The sequence below is a fragment of the Brucella sp. TWI559 genome, from assembly GCF_039674265.1.
Lineage (GTDB): Bacteria > Pseudomonadota > Alphaproteobacteria > Rhizobiales > Rhizobiaceae > Brucella > Brucella chromiisoli.
This window is the reverse complement of record NZ_JBDJNE010000023.1, coordinates 1-23,118: the sequence shown is the minus strand read 5'-3', so window position 1 is coordinate 23,118 and position 23,118 is coordinate 1. Positions and strand designations below refer to the sequence as shown.

Here is a 23,118-nt window from a genome sequence, read left to right as displayed (position 1 = left end):
TTAGAGCTCCTTTGTAGGCCGTAGCCGCCAACTGCGCATTGAAAGATAAGAAACCGCAAGGCGTGGATTGAGACGGTCTTCGATTGAGCGCCCGACGAGATAACAGCCAATCACCAGTAGTGCGACCGCTATGCCTGCAGGAACTATTGCCCACCACGCACCCGCACTCACAGCCGATCTATTAAACGCATGTTCCATAATCGTGCCCCATGTCACGGCGTTTGAATCAGATAATCCAAGGAAGGCGAGCGCAGTCTCATTAAAAATTGCTACCGTGATAGCCAGCACCCAATTTGCTGCCAACAAAGGACCTATTTGGGGCAGAATATGGCGCAAAATAATGTGGACATGTCCCGCACCATTTGCCTCGGCGCGACGGACAAAGACACGTTGCCGCATCGACTTCACCTGAGAACGGATAAGCCTGGCAACCGACGTCCACATTAAAAGCCCAATTACAAGAACAACGTGATCAATGGATGGGCTCCAGACAGATGCCACGACAATCATCAACACAATCTGCGGAATGACCAGGAGATAATCGGTAATTCCCATCAAAACTGTATCGATCGGACCGTCAAAATAACCGGAGAGAACACCAACCGCCGCACCCACAAAAATAGCGATCAGGCTCGCTGTAATTCCAACCATGATTGATATGCGGCCACCATAAATCGTAAGGCTGAGCACGTCGATCCCTCCGTCGTCGCAACCAAACCAATGTGATAGTGAAGGCGCCTCAAAAACAGCGCAACTGGGCTCCGTAATCGAATAGGGTATAATCCATGGTGCAGCGAGAGTAATTATCGCAAAGCTTGCAAGGATCAGAATCCCTATCAGCAGACCGGGGTTTTCCAGAAGGGAATGCACCAATCCCGTGAGACGACCTTTGGTCATATTCATCACCTTCATTAAGCTCTAACGCGCGGATCAAGAGAGAAATGCAACAAATCTGCTGCAAGGTTGAGCAAAGTCACAACCACAGTAATTGCAAGAAAACCACCTTGCAGCATCGGATAATCGCGATTGAGAACCGCTTCGTAAAGAGTACGCCCAATGCCCGGCCATGAGAAAATTACTTCGACAAGGATTGCCCCTGAAACGATGGACCCAAGTGATAGCGCAGACATGGTCACAATCGGCAAAAGTGCATTCCGCAGAGCATGGCGGAAAATGATGCGGCGACGCGGCACACCTTTTGCGCGCGCAGTCAGAATGTAATCCTCACCAAGCGTTTCAAGCATTGCCGAGCGCGTAATAAGTGCATTTTCAGCGTAAAGTGTGAGAACCAGTGTCGAGACAGGCAACACCATGTGCCACATACGATCGCGCATTACCTCCCACCATCCGTCTGCTAACAAAAACGGATCACTCATGCCTGCGGCAGGTAGGTAACCTGCGCCAAAAATGAGCATCATCAGCCCCAGAAACTGGGTGGGAAACGCGTAAGCAAGCACAGCTGAGCCAGTCAGAATGTGGTCTGCGGGTCCGTTACGACGAGTGGCGGCAACAGTCCCCACAATGAGACCAAGTATCAGCGCGAGCACAGTCCCTGTAGCAACCATCGGGATCGTATTCGAAAAAGCTTCCAATAGATTATCAAAAACCGGTTGGCGATTAGCATAGGAAATACCAAGATTTCCATGCGCCATTTCACGCAGATAAATAAGAAACTGCTCCCATATCGGCTTATCCAAGCCGAACTTTACCTCAAGTGCACGGCGCATTTCAGCGGAAGCATTCGGAATGCGCGAAATATGTGTAACAGCATTGCCCGGCAGAACCCGAAACAGCAGGAAGTTAAGCGTAACCGCAACAAGTATGGTTACAGCAGCAGCGAATAATCGCTTGAGAAAATATGTAAGGCTGAGCAACCCCACCTCCTGATGCTCTCTTGACTTTCGTACTCATCATAATAAGAATAATAAGTACAAGTCAAGCAGGAGTAGCCTGTATGCAAGGTGATATGCGGCATTCCAGGATGTGCAATCTCGCATGATCGTTATACTGGTCATAATGCAAACAATAAGAGGGAACAATGAAATCAGGAGCTTTTCGGTCAAGAACCCGCAAACCGGGTAAAATGAAAAACCATGTGCGAGCGGCAGCAATCGCCTTATGTGCCACTGCAAGCTGGGCTATTACCCAGCCCGCTTTCGCCGACGTGCTACGCATCGGTATCAGCCAACCCATCGACTCCCTCAATCCCTTTGTCGCAAGTTCCGACTACAGTAGCATCGCATATCAATATGGATATCCTTTTCTGACGATCTACGATGCCGATCTAAAAATTGTTCCTTATTTTGCGACGGACTGGTCGTCCTCCCACAGCGGCACCGTCTGGACTTTCCATACGCGCAAGGACGCGAAATGGTCGGACGGCACGCCCCTGACAGCAAAAGACGCTGCTTTCACCTACGATATGATCCGAAAATATAAGGACAGCACGACAGGAAAATTCGCCGGCTGGCTCAGCCATTTGAAATCTGCTGAGGCGACCGACGATAATACTGTTGTATTAACCTATGATGGACCAGCTGGCGATGTGCCGGTCAAGATGCAGGCCGTTCCCATTCTGCCCGCTCATGTTTGGTCAAAAATCGCAGGCGAAGACGGCTCTGAAATCGATAGCTTTGAAAATGCTGCCCCGTGGGTTTCAGGCGGTCCATTCGTTTTGTCTGGATATAAGAAAAACCAGTTAGCGCTATTCAAAGCAAATCCCAAATGGTGGGGCGCGACCAAACCAAAAATCGAAGGATTTGGCTTGCAGATTTTCGCCAATAGCGATGCGATGATTTCGGCCTTAACGTCCGGTCAACTGGATATGGTTGGACAGACGATATCACCGACCGCAATTGACGCATTGAAAGCCGCGGGAATGGCAATTGAATCTGCGCCAAGTACTGGCTTTCACAATATGATCATCAACACTAACCCGCAGAAGAAAGCGCACCGCGAGCTTTTGAACCCAAAAGTGCGCGAAGCGCTCGAACTTGCCATAGATCGTGACGCAATTATCAAACAAGTCTGGCTTGGCTACGCTACACCCGGCACCTCCATCATCGCGCCAGCCACGGGGTGGCATGATGACAGCCTTAAATCTGTAGGTTACGATGTGGAAAAAGCGAATTCGATACTTGATGAAGCCGGCTACGTACGCGGCCCTGACGGCATCCGCTTAGCCGACGGCAAGCGGATGGAATATGACGTCATTTTCCCGACCGAAATAGCAGGGGCCGGCGACAGGACCTTCAAGATTATCCAATCCGGGTTTGAACAAATTGGCATTCGTCTTTCTCAACGGAAAATGGACGCTGATGCCGCCAATCACGCGATAATGGGAGAAGACAAGGATTATGGCGATTATGATATCGCGATGTGGCTCTGGGTACCACCGCTGGACCCGGATTTCATCCTCAGCGTCCTGACATGTGCTCAACGCGGCAACAATAACGATAGCGGGTACTGCAATCCGGAATATGATAAGCTTTATATGCAGCAGGCGCAGATCGCCGATCGCACAGAACGCGCAAAAATCGTCAATCAGATGCAGGAACTGGTATATCGGGAACGGCCTTATATCGCTCTGGTCTATCCGCAGACGTTGGAAGCCCATAGCCAGAACTGGACGGGTTTTGTCCCCTCCCCGCTTGTCGGCTCTGTCAATAATCTGTCGGTCGACACACTTCTGAACGCTCATAAAAAATAGGTTTGCCGTGCATCTTGTTTTAGAAACAGCCGACGACACTCTCGTCCTTTCCGATAGTTTCCAGGCGGTCCCTTATGGGACCGTCTCTGAGAATTTTGGGGACAAGGCACCAGAACGAGGGCATGTAGAAACTGCTTGGATCGTTCATCCCGACGGCAGAGGACACCGCCTGTTTGCACTGGGTTTGGACCCTTCCAGCCATAGCCATGACTATCGTAACTGCGGCATACGCCTTGGCAGGTTAGCAGCGGATACGCCATTCATAGCGATTGATCTACGCACCTCCATAACAATCGACCCCAAGGACATCGGTGCCCTTTGCGAAGGAATAGCGCTTGGTGGCTTCAAGCCGAAAAAGCCTTCTAATCAAACGTTGCGCGTCATTGTAGCAAAGCACCTCACGCAGTCCATCCATATGCAAGCCGGACAATCCGGACTTGTGGTTGCACGCTGGACAAATTGGGCTCGCGAGATGGTCGAACGGCCAGCAGCAGACTTGGGACCGGAGGCACTTGCCGAGGAAATTACGAGCCAAGCAGCCACTCTTGGCATCAATGCCGAGATTTGGGACGAGACACGCATGGAAGCCGAGGGTTTTGGCGCAACGCTTGCAGTCGGGCGCGGGGCGGAAGCGGGACCTCGCATTGTTGTCTTACGGCATGGATCAGGTGACAGATCGCTGGGGCTTGCTGGCAAAGGTGTTACGTTTGATACCGGAGGCCTCAATCTTAAGCGGGATCCGCAAGAAATCGGCTACATGAAAAGCGATATGGCAGGGGCAGTCGCAGTCGCCGGGGCACTGTTTGCATCGGTAGAACTGAAACAATCGCAGGATGTTATCGCTGTTCTTCCTTTGGCAGAAAATATGCCGTCTGGTCGAGCCTTACGTCCCGGTGACAAAGTTCGCCACCCAGACAACACCACAACCGAGGTCTTGGATACAGACAGCGAAGGACGGCTCTTGCTGGCCGACGCATTAAGCTGGCTTGCCCGACAGAATGTTCGCACTATGATAGATGTCGGTACGCTTAGCGATGGTGGCGGTGTTGGTCCTGAATTCTGGGGCATGTGGTCAAACTCCACAAATCTTGCGGCTGAGCTGACCATTGCCGGTGAAAATACGAGCGATCCCGGCTGGCGTCTTCCCCTGCGCAAAGAGCGTGGTACGCTCTTACGCTCACGCATCGCAGATCGTAGCAATATAGCAGCAGGAGAACCGGATAGCGGCCAGATTGCCGCTTGTTATCTATCGCAATTTGTCGGCGAGATAGAATGGGCGCATATCGACAACGGCTCAACTGCGTGGCTGTTGCGCGAGACAGGTCCGTGGCCTGAAGGCGCGACCGGTGCGCCGCTTCGCGCGCTCACGCAATTCCTTTGTAACGAGGTATCATGACCAGCCTCGATATTCCCGCCACACTCGCCAAAACCTATGCCGACCTTCCCGGTCAATGGCCTTTCACTGGTGGCATCCTAGGCATTGTTACCAAAGAGGGCGTTACCCATCACCTGCCCTTTGGCCAAGATTTCGATCACAAAGAAATTTCGTCTCGCACTCCCTTTCTAATTGGCTCTATCAGTAAATTTTTTACTGGGCTGATGATCGCCGATCTGGTCGAGAAAGGCGTTTGCGATCCAGATCGACCAGCTTCAGACATTTTGCCTTGGCTGAAAATCGGCTCTGACTATCCTGAGCCGTCTTTGCGCCACTTGCTTCATCACACCGCTGGACTGGTAAAAGGCGCCGATGATCCGCCAGACGAGCTGGCTCAGTGCTGGAGTTTACGTGACAGTCAAACCGCCAGCCAACCAGGAACATTTTTTCACTATTCCAATCTCGGCTACAACATTCTTGGACTGATCATTAGCCGATTGACAGGCAGACACGCCACCGACCACGCACAGGCGACGCTTTTATCCCCTCTTGGTATGACAGATTCCTTCGCAAGGCTTGAAAGCGCTACTCGCGGGTATGTTGCAACTGGCGGTCAGCCAGCACGTGATGATATTCCCTGGCGACCCGGCCTTGCGCTCGCATCCGCCCCATGGATAGAAGCCGAAGGAGGTGATGGAAGTATTGCCGCTTCCAGCGGAGACATGGCCCGGCTTATAACAGCGCTCTTGAATAACGGCCAAATCGACGGAAAACAGGCCATTTCGACAGCTGCATTGCGACGTGCAACGACTGACCTTACCCATGAGGGTGAGGGCAATATTGAGGGTTTCGGCAGTTTACCAGTCACTCAAAGCAGATACGGATATGGTATCAATGTGGAAACAGTGGGCACCCATGCTTGCTTTACGCATGGCGGCGGCATGATCGGTCACTCATCCTTTCTTTTAGTTGATCAAACAGCCGGTTTGGGTATTTGCGTTCTAACCAATGCCAATGGTTGCTATGCAGTCGGAGAAGCTCTTGCCCGTCATACACATGCTAGTTTGATATCTAAGGCGATGCCTGCCGCCCGATTGGATTTAGCATTTGGTACTGATTGTTCTGGTTACGATCCTCGTATGATCGGCTACTTTCAATCTTGCGAAAGCCACGATGCAGGTCCTGCCGAAATACAGATATTTGAAGAAAGTCAGCGGCTTTATCTGCGAGCCAATGGAATAACTGGCAAAATATGGCGCAGCTGGGGTACCCGCATGATGACCGATCATCCGCAAATGGAGCACTTTCATTTGGTTTTTGATGGCAGTGGGAAGTCAAAATGGCTTTTTGGTCCCCGCGTGTATGCGCTCGTAGGCAGTTTGCCAAATAAAATGCCCCCCGCAACGCGAAAGAATGATTATATAGGTTTAACGGGTCGCTACCGTAGTTATTCCCCATGGTGCCCAACCTTTCGAATTGTCATACGTGAGGGCAGACTTTGGTTGATATCACCTGGTGGGGTTGAAGGCCCTGATTGTGATATGGAGCTTGTCAAAATCAGCGACACTGTATTTCGAATTGGTGCTGACCCTCGCTTGCCAGAGCGGCTAATCATAGATCAAATGTTGGAAGGCAGACCTGTTACGGTGTTTCGTGACAGCTGTCGTTACTCGAAAATGTCGTTCAACTGAGGCGTTGTGGCGCGCCGTTGCCTCAGAAAGTATTTGCCAATTCTATCTTTGATAGCAATTAGAGCCAGCACGTTGTAAATACATGGCAGACATAGATAACATTGACAACAATCATGCAAAAAACGGCGAAAGAACCCAAATCCTTAGCATTGCGTGCAGCAGTCGAATAAGTGGGCGAGACGACGTCAACAATTTCCTCTATAGCTGTATTGATTGCCTCCAGCGCAATCAAAATCAGGAATAAAACAAAAAAAGCAATATGCTTTTGAATACTTACGCCTGCTAGAAAGAACAATATAGAAACTAATATGAAGCCCACCATCTCATGCCGTGCCGCCTCTTCTTTAAAGAGACGGCGGGCACCGCCAAGAGAGTAAGTGGTGGCAGCGAAGAGGTGCCCAACACCTTTTTTCTTTGATGGAATAAACTGTTCCATTACGACTTATTACTCCGGCATGATGAGAGGGTATCCAGATCGGGTAGATACACGTCCGTTTCTACATGCATTAGTCCCAGAACGGTATGAAAAAGGTTGTCGTGGCTTTGAGACTTTTTTGTTTCATGTTGAATACACGCATCCTGCTTGCCAGAGAGCGTGTTGTCCCCCAGCCAGAGCAGATAAGGCACATGTGTTTGTTGCGAGGGCGCCATAAAGTAAGGGGCCCCATGAAGATAAATGCCAAACTCTCCAAGTGACTCACCGTGATCCGACATATAAACCAAAGACGTCTCGAGTGCCTCTTGGTGAGGACGAAGCTTCTGTATCAGTGATGCGAGAATATGGTCTGTATATGCAATTGTGTTATCGTAAGAATTGACAATTTCTTGCTTTGTACACTTCGAAAAATCGGAGGTCCGGCAGTCAGGTGTGAAGCGGCGATACTCCTCTGGATATCGCAAATAATACGCAGGCCCATGGCTACCTAATTGATGTAAAACCAGTACGGCATCCTGCTTAACATTATTGAGGTACTCATCTATTTTCTCCAAGAAAATGCCATCCTGGCACTCTCCATTTTTGCAGTACCCCGGATATTCAGAATGTGACATTGACTGACTTCCGGTTCGGTCTGCAACACCCTTATGTCCGGTATTATTTTCCCACCAATCCACTTGAATGCCTGCGTGAACCAAGACGTCAAGGAGGTTCTCCGTCTCAAGTCCTTTTTGATGGGAATAATCAGAACGGGTGTATGAAGAAAACATACATGGAAGGGAAACTGCAGTGATCGTCCCACAACTCGATGTTTTTGAGAAATAAAAGATGTTTTCTCTCTCTAATTCTGCATTTGTGTTTCTGCTGTAACCGTTTAATGAAAAAGACTCTGCTCGCGCTGTTTCGCCTGCCACAACGACGACAAGCCGGGGTTTGCGTGATTCAGATTGATTTTGGGTGACCCTGGCATCCAATCCGATCGGTTGAACGACAATATTTTTGCTCTTGCTAACCCGCAAGGCAAGCTTAACAGCATTTCCAATTGGCATTACAGGATTAAGCTTGGCGATCCAGTCACGATGCTCACGCCCCAAAGATGTGAATGTGCCAGCCTGACTTAGAAATACAGCAACTGCCGTCAACAAAGCCCCGAAAATATAGACAGAGTTTTGCCTGATCTTGGCCGCTATTGGTCGATGCTTAATTTTGACCGAAGCCACGAGAAGAGCGGGCAGCAAGCCAAAAAGCGCGAGATGAACAAGAAAACCAAAGCTTATTAGATGTCCAGCTTCGGCCGGAGTAGTATCAGCAATACTCTGCAGCATTTCGACATCGATAATTGTACCAAATCTGTCGCCGAACCAAGACGCTGACGCCGAAGTTATAATCAAAAAAATAAATATCGGCTTAGTAATGTACTTCGCGGAGAACGCGACACATAGCGCAAATATCAGACAGAATAAGAATGTGAATAGAGCTAAAATGTTGTATGTAGAAAGCAATTCGGAAGAGCGAATCCAGAATGCATTATTGTGAAAGACAATAAGATATAAAGTGACGAGAAAACTTAGTGTGATACTATTAACACTTATCCGCCAATTTGTTTTTGGTCGTGAGTTCATAATGCGCTTTTTCTACGTTAATCAGCTTCTTAAACTGGAAAGGCGCTTATCTGGCGGGAATGCTGGCGAGCGCTCAGCGCCCTTCAACACCATGTTCAGCAAGATAAAGTTGAGATATTATCGAGAAATCATGGAGCGCCTGTTTATATACAGAGCGTGCGTTAAGAGACTTAACGAACGTTCACATATCGTCGTTTGGCGCCAATTCATTCGTTAGGAAAAACGAGACAGAACATCAGAACAGGATGAAGGGGAATAATCCTTGATCTAGTCGCGAAGGCCGATGTTTCAGCCGAGCTTATTTTCATTAAATGCTAACCGCCTGTTGCTGATAAAAGTAGAGCGGCAGCATTTTGCTGCCGCTCCTGTCGCAAGTCTAAGGACTGGAGGTCAACTTTTTCTTCACGACAATTTCAGATCAGAACGAACGCTGAAAGCGCACCATGCCTTGCCAGGCTGATTTTCCCTTGAGGTCCGAAAGCTTGTCATTCCATTTGGTGTAAGAAACTTCAGGTGTGACAGTGAACCCAGGCACCATTTCATAAGCTACATTTGCAGTAGCAGCGAGTGTCTTCGCATCTTCATAGGCCAGCTGCACATTGAAGTGAGCCTTGTCAGTAGCCTTGAACTTAGCGCCGCCCCAAACTGCCCAGTCTCCGCCCCAAGTGCCGTAGAAGCTGTCACGAAGACGGATTCCGCGATAGAACGAACCATCAGAATTCAGTTCTGTCGCAAGATAACGGTCTTTATTTGACTTATAGCCACCCATCACCCACAAAGACAGTTGATCAGTGACGTTCACGTCAAGACGAACCTTTCCTGCCCATTTCTCATTTTTTGAATCATACGCCGCTACAGTCGAAAGTGCGCCCCAACCTTGTTCGTAACGAAGGCCTGCAACAACGTGCGGCGTGTAATTGTCGATCCGTCCGTCTATCGTATGGCTGCGACCGTTTAACGTATATTTGCCCGCATCTATGTCACCATTGCCACCTTGCTCCAAAGCGACAATAGCTGAGAAGCCATTGCCACCCGTGAAAGTGTAGCTGATCGCGTTTGTGCGATATCCGCCAAACATGATAACATCGTCGTTTATCACGCTTCCAGCATAGCCGGTGAAAGTTGTAAACGCCGATTCATCAAGGCCAACACGCAGACCGCCAAGCTGAATGTAGCCAAACCGCAACGAGCCCGACGAGCTTGAATCTGCGCCATTTTCATACTGAAAGCGAGTTTCGGCATAGGTACGCAAGGTGCCGAGTTCGGTTTCTGAGGCCGTCGAAAAACGCAAGGTGAAGCGGCTCAAAAAGTTGTAGGTATCGCGACTGTTGTTCGTAAAGCCTGGAACGTTGTGGCGCGTGCGTCCATATACATTGTCGCCGCCCTTCAGGTCAGCGCGAACATAGCCGTGAATACGCAGGCAAGTTTCTGTGCCGGGGATATAGAAGTAACCGGCACCATATGCGTCGCAGACCCGGACATACTGGACTGATTCAGGCTCAGGTGAAACAATATAGTCTGCAGCGTATGTAGATGTAACAGATACAAGCGAAGCTACAGATGAGAAAAGGATTATTCTAGCTTTCAATTTTAATCTCCATTTTTGTAAGACAACGCTTAACTGTAAGATTCGCTAAATAAACTCAACTTACTATTTATTGATAATTATTGCTATAATATATTGTGTGTTAATATTGCATCACAGTATTTAGTCAAATTTATTTATTTACATCATTTTAATGATGTATTTTTATAATATTACAATTATATATGTTATACCGACCGAAAACATCGGAAATTTTTCGGATGCGCTTTAAAATATAACCGTTTCTTCGCCTCTTCCTTTACAAATCTCAAATATTTTTATCAGAGCTAACAAGCTTTGATCGAGATTGCGTCGACGAAGATTGGAGAATAGTTGGATGTCAGGAATTTTATCTGCGACAGAATGGAACCATGCAAGTTCACTCAGTTCGCGCCGCCCCAACGTAGGGAGCCTTGTTGGATCCCGTTCGATCAGCGTCTTAAAATCTGCCAATCTGGCAAGAAAATTTCCAACTCAATGACAGAAAGCATGACTTTAATTTGCGCTGGCTTTATTGCAGCGCAAATTAAAGTCGTCAGTACTCGATGGAAAGAAGGCCTATTTTAATTATGAATTTCGCAACAGTTCTGCATAAGCTCCGTTGAGAGCCACAAGCGCGTCATGGTTACCTTGTTCTACGATCCGTCCTGCGTGCATAACCACAATAACATCGGCATGGCGTATAGTGGACAATCGATGAGCAATGGTTATCGTCGTGCGGCCCTTCGACATGCGTGCCAAAGCCGATGACATTGCACGTTCGGTACGCGTATCAAGGGCACTCGTCGCCTCATCGAGCAAGAGCACCGGAGGATTTCGGAGAATGGTTCTGGCTAAAACCAGACGTTGCTTTTCACCACCCGAAAAGCGATAGCCATCTTCCCCTACGATTGTGTCGTAACCATCGGGTAAACCGATGATATGGTCATGGATCTGGGCGGTCTTAGCCGCAGCATAAAGTTCCTCATCGGTTGCTTCAGGTTTCGCGAAACGCAAGTTTTCTGCGACTGTAGCGTGCAGAAGATAGGGCTCTTGAGAAACAACCCCCAGCATTTCTGATAGAGACTGGAAGCTGAGGTCACGCAAATCAACGCCGTCAAATCGGATGGCGCCGCTATCGACGTCATAAAGCCGCGCCAAAAGGTAGCCAAGTGTCGTCTTTCCGGAACCGGTTTGTCCCACAATCGCGACATTGCTGCCCGCTTTAATGGTAAGACTGACGTCGTGCAAAGCAGAACGGCCCTCCTCGCCATAATTAAAGCTGACATGGTCCAGCTCCACCTCTCCCTTCATCGCAGACCGAGGAATAGTTTTCGCATTTGCTCGCTCGGTGATTTCCACTGGCTTGTCTAAATACTCAAATATGCGCGCGAATAATGCCCGTGTCTTGCGCGCATCACGGCCGATTTCGAGTAATTGTTCAAATGGCCAAAGCAATTGCTCTTGAAGAGCGATCATAGCCACAAGTGTCCCTATGGTTGCCGGGTTCTGTGTTTGCATCAACACGCCTCCTGCAAGCAAAGTGAATGCCGGTAAAACAGCAAGAGCGAAGCCGATCAGCGACCACTGCCACTCACCAGCCGTGCGCGATCTCACCTCAAGTTGCGCGAGATCACCTGAGATGCGGTTAAATCGCTGATTTAAATGCGCGGCACGGCCCATTGTGCGAGCGAGGATGATACCGGAGGCAGAAAGTGTTTCTTGCACGGCAACCGACAAATCGGCGGCGCGGCCCTGTTGCTGAAAGGTGATAGCCTCGCGTGCCCGGGCAACACGGCCGCTGATAATAAGTGTTCCTGGCACGATAAGCAGTACGAGGAGCGCCAATCGCCAGTCGAGAATAATAATGGCGATAGACGTCATAATGACAGAACTGAGCGAGCGCCCGAGCTCATTAGCCGTATCACTGACAAGCGATTGAAGGCCGTCAACGTCATTTGCAATTCTGGACTGCACCTCCCCTACGCGGGTGCCCGTGAAAAACCGAAGTGAAAGATTCTGGAGATGGGCGTATAATCTCACCCTCAGGTCATGCAGAACAGCCTGTCCGATACGTGAACTTAGAACCACCTGCCATGCGCCGATTATGGCTGACACGAGCGCGACAAGGATCATACCTGCCACAAGCAAGCTCAACAGTTTGAGGTCATTTCGGGGCAATGCGTCATCGATAATCGCACGCAAAAGAAAAGGCCCTGCCAATCCGGTTGCCGATGCGATCAACATCAGCACAATAACAGTCGCGATCCTTTTCCGGTAAGGCCTGAAGAGTGCTAACACACGCCGCAATGAGACGTGCTGCGCGGCAAGACTATCATAATCGTCTGGGTTTTGAGGCGTTGGAGACATTGGTTCTCTCAATTCGAAGCCGTGGTTTCTCGGATCGGAATGCGGATTTCGATCCCAAAGCCGGAGTTTTTAAGGGGGAGAATACGGGCGTCCCCTCCATGCGCCTGTGCAATCGCTTTCACAATTGATAGGCCGAGACCGGATCCGCCCCTGCCCCGTCCCCTCGAATCGTCAGCGCGCCAGAAGCGTTCGAAAGCCCGTAATCGGCTTTCCTCGGAGAGGCCTGGCCCCGTATCGCTACAGCGGAAAAAAACGTGTTCGCCTGCGACGCCGGTCTCGACGGACACGGTGCTTTGCGGTGCGTAACGGCAACAATTCTCAAGCAAGGCTATGAAAGCCTGCCGCACACGCCAACGGTCAGCGACTGTAACTGCATGGCCAAGCGCGGACACCGTTTTGATCCCAGATTTTTCGAACTGATCTTCCAGCGATGCAAGAACGCTCTCAGCCTCTGTCGCTAAGTCAAATTGGGTGCACTGCAGGTCAAGTTTGCCAGCGTTACCGAGTGCGAGTGTGCGCAATTCCTCGACAATTGCCGACAGGTCGTCGACATGCCCGATAAGGCGTGCATAGGATTCACTACTGGGTGAAAAGGCTCCATCCAGCAGACCTTGCAGGCGGCCGCGAAGTATCGTCAGCGGTGTTCGCAACTCATGCGCGATCGCTGAATTGGAATATTGCAACTCAGCCTCAGCACGCTGCAATCGCTCCGCCATTTGGTTGAAGTCATTAACCAAATCCCTTGCCTCGCCGAAGTTTTCGTGTCGTAAACTAGCGCGTGCAGAGAAGTCACCATTTGCAATCTTGCGCGCCGCATTCGCAACCGACTTCAACGGGTCGACAATCCGCTTTGCAAGAACCCACCCAAGCACTGAAGCTGTCGATATACCCACTCCTAAGAGAAGACCCAGAGTTATGATATCGCCCGTCCGAAGCACGTCATCATTGGTGAAATCGGGATAAAGCCATTCATAAATGAAAAAAAAGTAAGCCGTCAGCCCGAAGTAAACCACAGCGAACGCCAACAGCGTAAGCATTATCATCGCACGCACAATCAATGAGTTTAAGTTTTTACCCATTTGTATTGTCCAAGCGGTATCCAACGCCGCGCACTCCAGTAAGCAATCCATCAGCTCCGACGGCAGCTAACTTGCGGCGTAAATTGCTCACATGGCTATCCACAGTCCGGTCGAGCGCTTCACCTTCGGGCAGACACGCATCAACCAACTCCGAGCGCTCAAAAACCTTCCCCAGACTCGCAGCCATATGGGATAGAATACGGAACTCTGTCTTTGTTAACTCAAGCGTGAGAGGACCTGTGTCCCTTTCAACCGTGACACGATACGCCTGTAAGTCCACGGTTACCGGTCCCACGCGCAACAAACGTTCAGTCGGCACGCCCATACTTCTTCGCAGAACGGCTTTCACACGCGCTACGACCTCAAGCGGATTAAAAGGCTTAACAACATAGTCATCGGCTCCGATACGTAAAGCTTGCAGCTTATCCAAGTCTTCGGCCAAAGCGGTCACCATAATGACTGGCGTATTGCCGCGGCGGCGGATTGCAGCCAAAACCTCATAGCCGTCCTGTCCCGGCAATTTAATATCGAGGACCACGAGATCAGGGCGAAGACGAAGATGATGCCCTAACCCGACAGTTCCGTCACCTGCCGTGACAACACGAAACCCCTCGCGAGACAGATACGTCTCGATGATTTCAGCAATTTCGGGCTCATCCTCAACAATAAGAATTAAAGCATTGTTCATGGCTATCTACCATCTCTGAAACGTTTTCGACGGGTGTTTATTTAAGGCACCGATTGAGTTCGGCGGACGGGTGTTATTTTCTTACTCTGATTAGTCGGCTGATTGTTACATATAACAAGGGTACAAAGAAAACAGCCAGGACGGTTGCGGATAACATTCCTCCAAAAACCCCTGTTCCTATTGCATTCTGAATTTCAGAACCGGCCCCGCGCGCGATCATGAGTGGCACGACCCCCAAGATAAAGGCCAGTGAAGTCATCAGAATTGGCCGGAATCTCAATCGTGATGCCTTAAGCACTGCTCTGTTGAGGCTTTGCCCCTCGTTGCGCAGATGGCGAGCATATTCAATCAACAAAATGGCGTTCTTTGCAGAAAGTCCGATTATCGTAATGACGCCAACCTTGAAAAACACATCATTTTCCATGCCCCGCGCCAGCACAGCCAGCACAGCCCCGAGCACGCCAAGCGGCACAACCAACATAACGGCCAGCGGGATTGTCCAGCTTTCGTAAAGTGCGGCCAAGACCAGAAATACCACGAGCATCGATGCGGCTAAAAGAATTGGCGTCTGGGTTGCGGATTGTCTTTCCTGTAACGATTGCCCCGTCCACGCAACCGCAAATCCTGACGGTAACTGTTTTGCCAATCGCTCCATCTCGGACATTGCCACTCCACTCGAAACGCCCGGCGCAGCGGAACCTGAAAGACGAGCAGCAGGGTAGCCGTTATAGCGCGCCAATTGAAGCGGCGTCGTTTGCCAGACAGGCTGGACAAACTCCGACAGGGGAACCATTGCGCCATCAATATTGCGCACTTCAAGGCGAAGCACATCATCAATATGCATACGATGCTGTGCATCGGCTTGCACGACTACCTGTTGAAGGCGGCCGTCTTTCGGAAAATCGTTGACATAAGTTGACCCGATTGCTGTCGAAATCATGTCGCTCACGGTTGAAAAAGAAACACCAAGAGCCAGCGCCTTCTGGCGATCAATATTCAACGCAATACTCTGCCCATCTGGAAGCCCATCCGTCATCACGCCCGTGAGCAATTTGCTCTTGGAGGCGAGCCTTATCAACTCGCTCTCGGCCGCTTTCAGTGCTGTTGGCCCGGCATTACCCCGATCCTCCAAGCGAAGGGAGAAACCAGATGTTGTTCCCAGCGATTCAATGGCCGGTGGTTTCATTATCATCGCAGTTCCCTCCGGAATATCCGCCATCGCCGCTTGCGCCGCCGCGATCTCGTCGTTTACCGTTGTCTTACGATCACTCCAATCCTTAAGACTGGTAAACGCCTGAGCAGCATTCGGACCAGAGCCGGAAAATCCGAAACCTTGAATAACGATGCTCTCCGTAATATCTGCACGCGATGCCGTGTGTTTTTCATATTTTGCAATAATCTCCCGCGTGCGCTCTGCTGTGGCACCAGCCGGCAGCTCGAACATTGCCATGAAATTTCCCTGATCTTCTTCAGGCACGAACGACGTCGGCAGTTGAGAGTAACCAACGCCCAGTACTCCCAAGAGCAAAATGTAAACCAACAATATCCGAACACCACGCCGTAAAATCCAGCCGATAGCGCCGGTATAGCGTGCACTTAAACGGTCAAACTTGGTATTAAACCACGAAAAGAAACGCACTTCTGCGTGGGGGCCGACAGGTTTGAGGATAGTGGCGCACAAAGCAGGCGTAAGGGTAAGTGCGAGGAAGGCTGAAAACAGGATCGACACTGCCATCGACATTGTGAATTGGCGGTAGATTGCTCCCACAGAACCATCGGACAATCCCATAGGGATAAAGACGGCGACCAAAACCAATGTGATCCCGACGATAGCGCCCGAAATTTCGCGCATAGCTTTGCGAGTGGCCTCCTTCGGCGAGAGCCCCTCCCTTGCCATGATCCGTTCTACGTTTTCAACGACGACAATCGCGTCGTCAACAATGATACCGATTGCCAAAACCATGCCAAACATGGTCAAAACATTGATCGTGTAACCGGCAACCAGCATCACCGCGAATGTGCCAAGCAGCGCGATCGGCGCGACAATTGTTGGGATCAATGTGTACCGCAACTTCTGCAGAAACAGCAGTATCACGAGGAACACCAGAACCATCGCCTCTACAAGTGTCTGCACCACCTTCAAAATCGACACTTTCACGAAGGGGGCGGTATTGTAGGAAATTGAGACTGAGAGATCACTCGGCATTGTAGCCTGCAGTTCACCTAACCGCTTTTCGATCGCCGCCGCAGTGCTGACGGCATTGGCACCCGGCGACATTTGTATCGCCGCTGCAGCAGCAGGCTTGCTGTTACTGCTGACGCTGAAGGCAAAAGTCTGTGCGCCAAGTTCCACACGTGCAACATCGGACAACAGCAGCCGCGCGCCATCTGTCTGGGTTTTCAAAGGTATTGCTGCAAACGCCTCGGGTGAGTTCAACTGTCCATGCACAATCAGTGGCGTTGAAACTTTGGTCCCCGGAACGGTCGGTTCATCCCCGACCCTGCCCGGCGAAACTTGAGCGTTTTCGCGGGCAATCGCGCTCGTCACGTCGGACATGCTCAGGTTATAGGCAGCCAGTTTCGTCGGGTTAACCCAAACACGCATTGCACGTTCGGAACCAAATTGTTGGGTACGTCCAACGCCGGGAACGCGTTTGAGCTCCTCGGCGATGTTACGCGTCAGATAGTCACCAAGGCTCAGCTCGTCTGTCTCACCGCTGCGCGACTTGAGCGCAATGACCATAAGGAAGCCCGACTCTGACGCTTCCACATTTATTCCGTTACGGCGAACGACTTCTGGAAGACGAGGCTCGGCATTTTTCAACCTGTTTTGAACATCCACTTGAGCGAGTTCGGGGTCCGTTCCAGGTTTGAACGTCACCGTGATATTCGCAGCACCTGTCGAGTCGACAGTCGATTCATAATATAAAACGTTTTTGACGCTTGAGAGTTCCTTTTCGATAGGAGCAACCACACTATCATTGACCGTTTGAACAGAAGCTCCAGTATATGTTGTGAAAATACTGATACTCGGCGGTGCGATAACAGGATAACGTGAAACCGGCAGTTGTGGGATCGCAACAACACCAGCCAATGCAATGAATATGGCAATCACCCAGGCAAAAACCGGGCGATTGATGAAGAATTGTGGCATGGTGATCTGGCCTTTAAATCTTGTCTTTCACAGTCGTCGCGTTTGGTGAGTGATCGGCGTTTACGAGCATCCCATCCTGCAAACGGTCCTGACCGCGAATTACGATGGTTTCACCCGGTTGAAGCCCTGACTTGACCACCACACGGCGACCGATGGCCTCTCCAAGCGTTATTTTGCGCCTTTTTGCGCGCCCGTCGGGATCAACGACCATGAGACTGGCGTCGTCTCCTCCTGTCCGAACGAGAGCATATTCAGGAACAAGTATTACATCGGACAGCAATCCGCTTGGCACTTGGGCACGAACAAACATGCCAGGCAAAAGCTGCAATTCAGGATTCTCAACGAGCACTCGGATCGTTGCATTGCCCGTCACGGTGTCAACCGTAACATCTGAAAGCACCAGCTTCGCCGGATAGGAATATGGCTTGCCATCGGCACGTAGTATCTCAATCTGGCCTATTTTCTCTTCTGCCGCAAATTGCACGGCATCGAGTTTTGTCGCAGGCAGGCGTAAATCCACATAAACACGTTCCAGCTGCTGAACGACTGCGAGTTCGGTCTGCCCCGAAATTGATGCGAGAGAGCCTTCGTCCGCTACGGTTCGCCCGACGTAGCCATCAATCGGCGATCTTATGGTGGCGAAGTCAAGATCAAGCTGACGACGGTGAAAAACAGCACGTGCCTCGGCCAGATTTGCCTGCGCCGTCGTCAGATTATTGCGCGCGTCTTCATAATTTTTGAGACTTGCCGCTTTACTCGCGAGCAAAGCTTCAGCGCGCTGAAAACCCGACCGAGCATGCTCCAGCGCACTTTCTGCACGCGTCAATGCGGCCCGTGCAGTTTCCAGATCCGCCAAAAATAAAGCGGGTTCAATCTCGAAAAGGATCTGACCAGCGCTGACACGGGAGCCGGCCTCAACAACTTTCTTTTTAATGATCCCACTGACTTGCGGCCTGATTTCAACTTTCTTAAAAGCCGCAACTCGCCCCGGCAGTTCATCCGTAAGAAGAACGCGTTCGCGACCGACTTTAACAGTTTCGGCGCGCACTGGGACGGCTGATGAGGCAACCTCGGCTTCCGGAGCTGAACTGCTCCGACCTTGCAAAGCAAGCATGGCAGCGATGAAACATCCGCCTGCAACGATAGCGAAAATGGAGAAGCGGCGGTGAGACATTATGTGGTCCAGATTGCATCTATTACCCGCTTGTCGCGCCGCTGCGTTCAGATAATATTGAGGGAATGTGCAGATCGCGTGGAGGCTGTGCTATTGCTTGCAGAAAATTTTCTCGTAAGCAGTGATATACGAAGAAGACAACGCCCCTTACTACGAAGCCTCAAGCGAATGCGGGTTAAGAACCACAGCAAAACGCAATAATTTAACGAGCGTAGTGGAAGGAAGCGTCTGGCAATTGCAGATGTGTTTCTTGCGTCGTATTAACAAGATACGCCATTAAAAAGGCGAACAAAAACAATATAATGCAGACGATCGAAAAATTGCGTATGAGCACAATGTTCCTCTTTGCGTTCATGTAACAGACACTCCGTGCAAGCCAATCTGACGTCAAATCAATTCGACGGGCATTACTCGTATGTGCCTAAGGACTGGAAAAGTTAGCAGTTTGCCAATGATTGGATGCGGCCCACTATATCTAGTCCGCCAATCGTCCGATACCAAAGAAGTGCTATTGCGATCTAAGTCGCTTTTTTAATCTCTCTCACCACACGTACCAGAGAGCGTATTTCTTAAAGCGGAAAGATAACCCCAACCATCTTCCATTGCGGTGAGAGCTGCACGAATCCACATCGCGACCTTATCATCAGATATCGGGCCAACTAGCTCCCAAAGCTTACCATCGATGTCTTCCGCTTTGATGAAAAACTTATCATCTACCAAGTCCACAACCGGAGGAAAAAAAACAATTACTGAAGTTTTATCAGTCATTCGATTTCCCTAGAATGAAAGCTCTCGGCCGACTCGGGAGGAGCAACCTTGCTTATTGAGATTGATCGTTCGTATTGGCCCTCTCAGAGAGACGCGCCATCGCTGCAGCATGTCGATATCAAGCCTTTGTGGAGTTATGGTGCAGATTCACTGCAAGCTTTATGAAGCACTTAAGCGACGTTGGTGCATGGACATTCCCTCCAGTTTACTGAACTTACAAAGCTCGGATGGGGACCTGATCAAACAATTGTCTTTATTGAGTGTTTTTATTGATTTTTAGGTTTTGACAATAGGGAGGCTTATTACGAGCGATCTTTTCTGGCTTTCAGATGCTGCATGGAATGCAATCGAACCCACATTTACCAAAGAACCAACCCGGAGCTCGACGTGTCGATGATCGGCGTGTCATTTCTGGTATCTTGCATGTTCTCAAGGTCGGTTGTCGCTGGCGTGATGTTCCGGCCGAATATGGTCCTGCAAAAACCGTCTACAACCAATATCACCGCTGGGCACAACGGCGTATTTGGCATCGTATATTTGAGACGATGGCAGCCCGGGGTCCGGTTCCACAGGAGCTTTCCATAGATAGCACACACGTCAAAGCGCACCGTTCGGCACAAGGCTCAAAAGGGGGGCGTGGACGCAAGCGATTGGCACGTCGCGCGGTGGAAGAACAAGCAAAATCCATTGCTTGGCCGATGATTGCGGCAGACCGGTCGCGTTCAGCTTAACACCGGGAAACATTGCCGGCATAAAAATGGTAATTCCATTATTAGAGGTCGCTCGCCCTAGCGGGCGTCTGTTAGCTGACAAGGCATATGACGCTGATAGTCTTCGAGACTAGCATTAATAATGCCGCATCAAGGCTGTCATTCCCTCTTCGCTAGCACGAAAGAAACCCTATCCTTTAGATTATAACGCATACAAGCGTAGAAATGTCATCGAACGGCTTTTCTGCGGGCTCAAAAACTGGCGATGCATTGCAACGAGATATGATCGCCTCGCAATAAACTATCTCGCCGCAATTGCTCTTGTTTCTACAATCATCGCATGGGCGTAATTGAGTCCCCATCCTAAACAGAGGGCGAGGCGCACTGTAAGTCTCATCAAGGTTCCATTTGCGTGTAACCTGACGCTTCTTCCGATTAAAATGTTTAAGCAGTTTGGGGCTGAAGCAAATGACCCAACGATGCACCGTGGAATAATCCAGATCGATACGCGTTCCGCCATCATTTCCTTCAGATTGCGAAGGCTTAGATTATAAGCAAGGTACCACCGAACACACAGAAGGATAACGGATTTATCAAAATGGCGGCCTTTGAATATCTAAAATACTCAGCTGCTTAAAAGTCAAAAATATATCACAGCCATCCTTGATGAAGAGTTTGCAACAGGTCCAGTTTTCTTCCGTACCCCTGCCCATCAGTTCTTAGTAGTAATCAACATCAATATGTAAGGCTGCCATAACTCTCCTCCCTAATGACCAAAAGTCTACTCAAATAGGCAGAATCCAACCGCGCCAGTACCAGAGCGAGAGGATTAAAATGTGAATCTTGCATCCATTATTTAATTAACTAAATATAAATGAATGATTTGATGGGTCAAAAGAATGTATTTGATTTTTCATTAATATTATTAAATTATATAATTATAATGTATGCATAATATGGGGGGATGTATGCTAAATTCGTTAGAAAATTTGGTTTCATTTCATAATATAAATTCCGTCGACGCTATTGAAATTACAAAGACAAGTTCTGGGAATGGATGGGATAATCTGCATATTTTTACCGTGAAAGTGCAGCCATTCAGTGCTTCGTTTGACGCTGTTGATTCGCTTCTTGTTTCAATGGTTCTTAAGGGGCATGCACGAGGCACGTGGAACGTAGATGGATTGGAAACCGAAACATTACTTCAGCCTGGTGCAATAATTATCCTGCCTCCAGATTGTGGTGTCGCAGTTGATATCAAGGACCCAGTCGAATTTATAAATATTTATGTATCAAAAAAGCTTTTCAGTGACATTATTATAGAGTTTTCATCGGCCGGTAGTAGCCTCCTACGGCTCGATCACAGCCTATGTATATTCGACGAATTGCTTGAGCAGACAATTAGCTCTCTCAAAGATTTAATACACATCGGGGGTCGGTTTTCAGCGATTGAAGTTCAGTATATTGCACGTGTAATTGTCGCTCGCCTTGTATCTAAATACTCAACAAACACAACCAGAGAATTGAACACTGACGTTGGTTTGTCAGTCCACGTCCTTCAAAAGACGTTTAACTTAATTGATCAAAACCTACATCGGCGGATTGGTATTGAACGCTTGGCTGAGGCGGCTGGTATTGGTGCAGCGCAGTTTGCCAGACTGTTCAAACGAGCCACAAGCGTGACGCTTCATCAGTATATTATCAGACGAAGAGTTGAGCGGGCTAAAGAGCTGTTGATAGACACGCATATGCCGATTGCCGAGATAGCGCATGATTGTGGATTTGCAGATCAAGTTCATCTAACGCGCTTTTTTGGGCGTATTACTGGAACAAGTCCGGCATCCTTTAGGAAAAAAAGGCGTCGATCATAATAAATCTAGGCTAACTTAATTAGAGGTGTTGTAACTATCAGACAAACCTAGTCGTTATCTGCATATACAAAACGCCGGTAATAAATAAGTTTTGTGTAGGGTATCGTCTTGGAGGGATCGGCTCAGCATTTGTTTTGGAATGAAGATTGCTGACTTTTTTGTAGAGAATATTACGTGATATGAATAGGAACTTAGGATTTTTGTAGAACTATAATGTGTCAGTGATCTTTATTTATAACGGCCTGAACTTGCTGTTTTGCCCTCGAAGCTATTAGCGAATTGAGGAGAGCGTCATGGTTGCAGTTGTTACGAATAAGGCGAGTGGTAGTTCGCGAACAGTAGCTGGAAATGATATTATTCTTTCAGCACCCAGCGTTGTCAAAATTTCGTTAAATCCAAAGTCTATTTCCGAATACCAAAGAATTGGGGATGATCTCCTCATTAGATTGAATAACGGTGACACAATTCGCATCGTTAATTATTACACACATTACAGCAACGGCCAAGACAATGACCTTGTCCTGCAAGATGAAGACGGTCAGCTCTGGGCTGGGAATCATAGCGATGGGCTGGCGGATTTTAACTTCTCGGAAATTCAGGGAGTCGATCAACTTGCTGGAGGCAAAGACAGTTTCGCCCCAATTTTGCTTGGCCTAGCCGGTTTGGGAGCTATTGGTGCTGTCGCTGCAAGTTCTTCGGGTGGTGGCAATAAAGACACTGTGGATCCGGGCACAGGCGGTGGGGATGGCGATGGAGATGGAGATGGAGATGGAGATGGAGATGGTGACAATGAAGCTCCGGATGCACCAACGGTTACAGTCGGCTCTGACGGTGTGACGCTGACGATCACCGGGGAGCCGGGTGGGACAGCGACGATCTACAATGCTGATGGCAGCGTGCTTGACAC

General features: G+C 49.4%; 16 protein-coding genes and 2 pseudogenes. 6 read left to right on the top strand and 12 right to left on the bottom strand.

Annotated features, from left to right (window positions below):
- Both ABE530_RS17735 and ABE530_RS17730 read right to left on the bottom strand, forming a co-directional pair.
- Positions 1–897 carry an ABC transporter permease gene (locus ABE530_RS17735; RefSeq protein WP_499695423.1) on the bottom strand — a complete coding sequence of 299 codons (897 nt, stop codon included), beginning with the start codon at positions 895–897 and terminating at the stop codon, positions 1–3.
- 14 nt (positions 898–911) lie between these two features.
- Positions 912–1,874: an ABC transporter permease gene (locus ABE530_RS17730; RefSeq protein ID WP_499695422.1), complete on the bottom strand. Its 963-nt coding sequence runs from the start codon at positions 1,872–1,874 to the stop codon at positions 912–914.
- A 164-nt stretch (positions 1,875–2,038) separates the two neighbouring features.
- Here ABE530_RS17730 and ABE530_RS17725 point away from each other — a divergent pair, with 164 nt between their 5' ends.
- The 3 genes from ABE530_RS17725 to ABE530_RS17715 are packed head-to-tail and all read left to right on the top strand — an operon-like array spanning position 2,039 to position 6,775.
- On the top strand, positions 2,039–3,709 hold the full coding sequence (locus tag ABE530_RS17725) for an ABC transporter substrate-binding protein (protein ID WP_499695421.1): 1,671 nt from the start codon (positions 2,039–2,041) through the stop codon (positions 3,707–3,709).
- A gap of 7 nt (positions 3,710–3,716) precedes the next feature.
- A complete protein-coding gene (locus tag ABE530_RS17720) occupies positions 3,717–5,105 on the top strand; it encodes a leucyl aminopeptidase family protein (RefSeq protein ID WP_499695420.1) in 1,389 nt (462 codons plus the stop codon).
- The gene (locus ABE530_RS17715; RefSeq protein ID WP_499695419.1) at positions 5,102–6,775 is read left to right on the top strand and encodes a serine hydrolase domain-containing protein; all 1,674 of its coding nucleotides are present in this window, start codon (positions 5,102–5,104) and stop codon (positions 6,773–6,775) included. The genes ABE530_RS17720 and ABE530_RS17715 overlap by 4 nt, the downstream gene beginning before the upstream one ends.
- Positions 6,776–6,833: 58 nt before the next feature.
- Here the strand turns inward: ABE530_RS17715 and ABE530_RS17710 are convergent, their stop codons facing one another.
- From ABE530_RS17710 to ABE530_RS17670, 9 genes are all read right to left on the bottom strand, one after another.
- Positions 6,834–7,211: a diacylglycerol kinase gene (locus tag ABE530_RS17710; protein ID WP_499695418.1), complete on the bottom strand. Its 378-nt coding sequence runs from the start codon at positions 7,209–7,211 to the stop codon at positions 6,834–6,836.
- Entirely contained in the window at positions 7,211–8,833 is a 1,623-nt protein-coding gene (locus ABE530_RS17705; RefSeq protein ID WP_499695417.1) for a phosphoethanolamine transferase, read from the bottom strand. The genes ABE530_RS17710 and ABE530_RS17705 overlap by 1 nt, the downstream gene beginning before the upstream one ends.
- Before the next feature lie 418 nt (positions 8,834–9,251).
- A complete protein-coding gene (locus ABE530_RS17700; RefSeq protein ID WP_499695416.1) occupies positions 9,252–10,421 on the bottom strand; it encodes a porin in 1,170 nt (389 codons plus the stop codon).
- Between the two features lie 564 nt (positions 10,422–10,985).
- A complete protein-coding gene (locus ABE530_RS17695; protein ID WP_499695415.1) occupies positions 10,986–12,767 on the bottom strand; it encodes an ABC transporter ATP-binding protein in 1,782 nt (593 codons plus the stop codon).
- Positions 12,768–12,775: 8 nt separating this feature from the next.
- Positions 12,776–13,870 (bottom strand): ATP-binding protein, encoded by a 1,095-nt coding sequence (locus ABE530_RS17690; protein ID WP_499695414.1) that lies wholly within the window; start codon positions 13,868–13,870, stop codon positions 12,776–12,778.
- Positions 13,839–14,534, bottom strand: a complete 696-nt coding sequence (locus ABE530_RS17685) for a response regulator (RefSeq protein ID WP_499695413.1) — start codon at positions 14,532–14,534, stop codon at positions 13,839–13,841. The genes ABE530_RS17690 and ABE530_RS17685 overlap by 32 nt, the downstream gene beginning before the upstream one ends.
- 73 nt (positions 14,535–14,607) lie before the next feature.
- Positions 14,608–17,688 carry a multidrug efflux RND transporter permease subunit gene (locus tag ABE530_RS17680; protein WP_499695412.1) on the bottom strand — a complete coding sequence of 1,027 codons (3,081 nt, stop codon included), beginning with the start codon at positions 17,686–17,688 and terminating at the stop codon, positions 14,608–14,610.
- Positions 17,689–17,701: 13 nt separating this feature from the next.
- Positions 17,702–18,862 (bottom strand): efflux RND transporter periplasmic adaptor subunit, encoded by a 1,161-nt coding sequence (locus tag ABE530_RS17675; protein ID WP_499695411.1) that lies wholly within the window; start codon positions 18,860–18,862, stop codon positions 17,702–17,704.
- Positions 18,863–19,393: 531 nt separating this feature from the next.
- The gene (locus tag ABE530_RS17670; RefSeq protein WP_499695410.1) at positions 19,394–19,630 is read right to left on the bottom strand and encodes a hypothetical protein; all 237 of its coding nucleotides are present in this window, start codon (positions 19,628–19,630) and stop codon (positions 19,394–19,396) included.
- A 301-nt stretch (positions 19,631–19,931) separates the two neighbouring features.
- On the opposite strand from ABE530_RS17670, the pseudogene ABE530_RS17665 reads away from it, so the two are divergent.
- A pseudogene (locus ABE530_RS17665) lies at positions 19,932–20,690 on the top strand (IS5 family transposase).
- Positions 20,691–20,726: 36 nt separating this feature from the next.
- On the opposite strand, the pseudogene ABE530_RS17660 reads toward ABE530_RS17665, so the two are convergent.
- Positions 20,727–20,956 (bottom strand): annotated as a pseudogene (locus ABE530_RS17660) (IS6 family transposase); the annotation flags it as partial.
- Between the two features lie 352 nt (positions 20,957–21,308).
- Here ABE530_RS17660 and ABE530_RS17655 point away from each other — a divergent pair.
- The gene (locus ABE530_RS17655) at positions 21,309–22,211 is read left to right on the top strand and encodes a helix-turn-helix domain-containing protein (RefSeq protein ID WP_499695409.1); all 903 of its coding nucleotides are present in this window, start codon (positions 21,309–21,311) and stop codon (positions 22,209–22,211) included.
- Between the two features lie 293 nt (positions 22,212–22,504).
- Positions 22,505–23,118 (top strand): BapA/Bap/LapF family prefix-like domain-containing protein (locus ABE530_RS17650; protein WP_499695408.1); only part of this gene is annotated, 614 nt, incomplete at its 3' end.

Bases quoted from the DNA above. Each gene is read 5' to 3' on its own strand.
- ABE530_RS17735 (WP_499695423.1), bottom strand. From the start codon at position 897: ATGACCAAAGGTCGTCTCACGGGATTGGTGCATTCCCTTCTGGAAAAC.
- ABE530_RS17725 (WP_499695421.1), top strand. From the start codon at position 2,039: ATGAAATCAGGAGCTTTTCGGTCAAGAACCCGCAAACCGGGTAAAATG.
- ABE530_RS17715 (WP_499695419.1), top strand. From the start codon at position 5,102: ATGACCAGCCTCGATATTCCCGCCACACTCGCCAAAACCTATGCCGAC.
- ABE530_RS17710 (WP_499695418.1), bottom strand. From the start codon at position 7,211: ATGGAACAGTTTATTCCATCAAAGAAAAAAGGTGTTGGGCACCTCTTC.
- ABE530_RS17705 (WP_499695417.1), bottom strand. From the start codon at position 8,833: ATGAACTCACGACCAAAAACAAATTGGCGGATAAGTGTTAATAGTATC.
- ABE530_RS17695 (WP_499695415.1), bottom strand. From the start codon at position 12,767: ATGTCTCCAACGCCTCAAAACCCAGACGATTATGATAGTCTTGCCGCG.
- ABE530_RS17685 (WP_499695413.1), bottom strand. From the start codon at position 14,534: ATGAACAATGCTTTAATTCTTATTGTTGAGGATGAGCCCGAAATTGCT.
- ABE530_RS17680 (WP_499695412.1), bottom strand. From the start codon at position 17,688: ATGCCACAATTCTTCATCAATCGCCCGGTTTTTGCCTGGGTGATTGCC.
- ABE530_RS17675 (WP_499695411.1), bottom strand. From the start codon at position 18,862: ATGTCTCACCGCCGCTTCTCCATTTTCGCTATCGTTGCAGGCGGATGT.
- ABE530_RS17670 (WP_499695410.1), bottom strand. From the start codon at position 19,630: ATGACTGATAAAACTTCAGTAATTGTTTTTTTTCCTCCGGTTGTGGAC.
- ABE530_RS17655 (WP_499695409.1), top strand. From the start codon at position 21,309: ATGCTAAATTCGTTAGAAAATTTGGTTTCATTTCATAATATAAATTCC.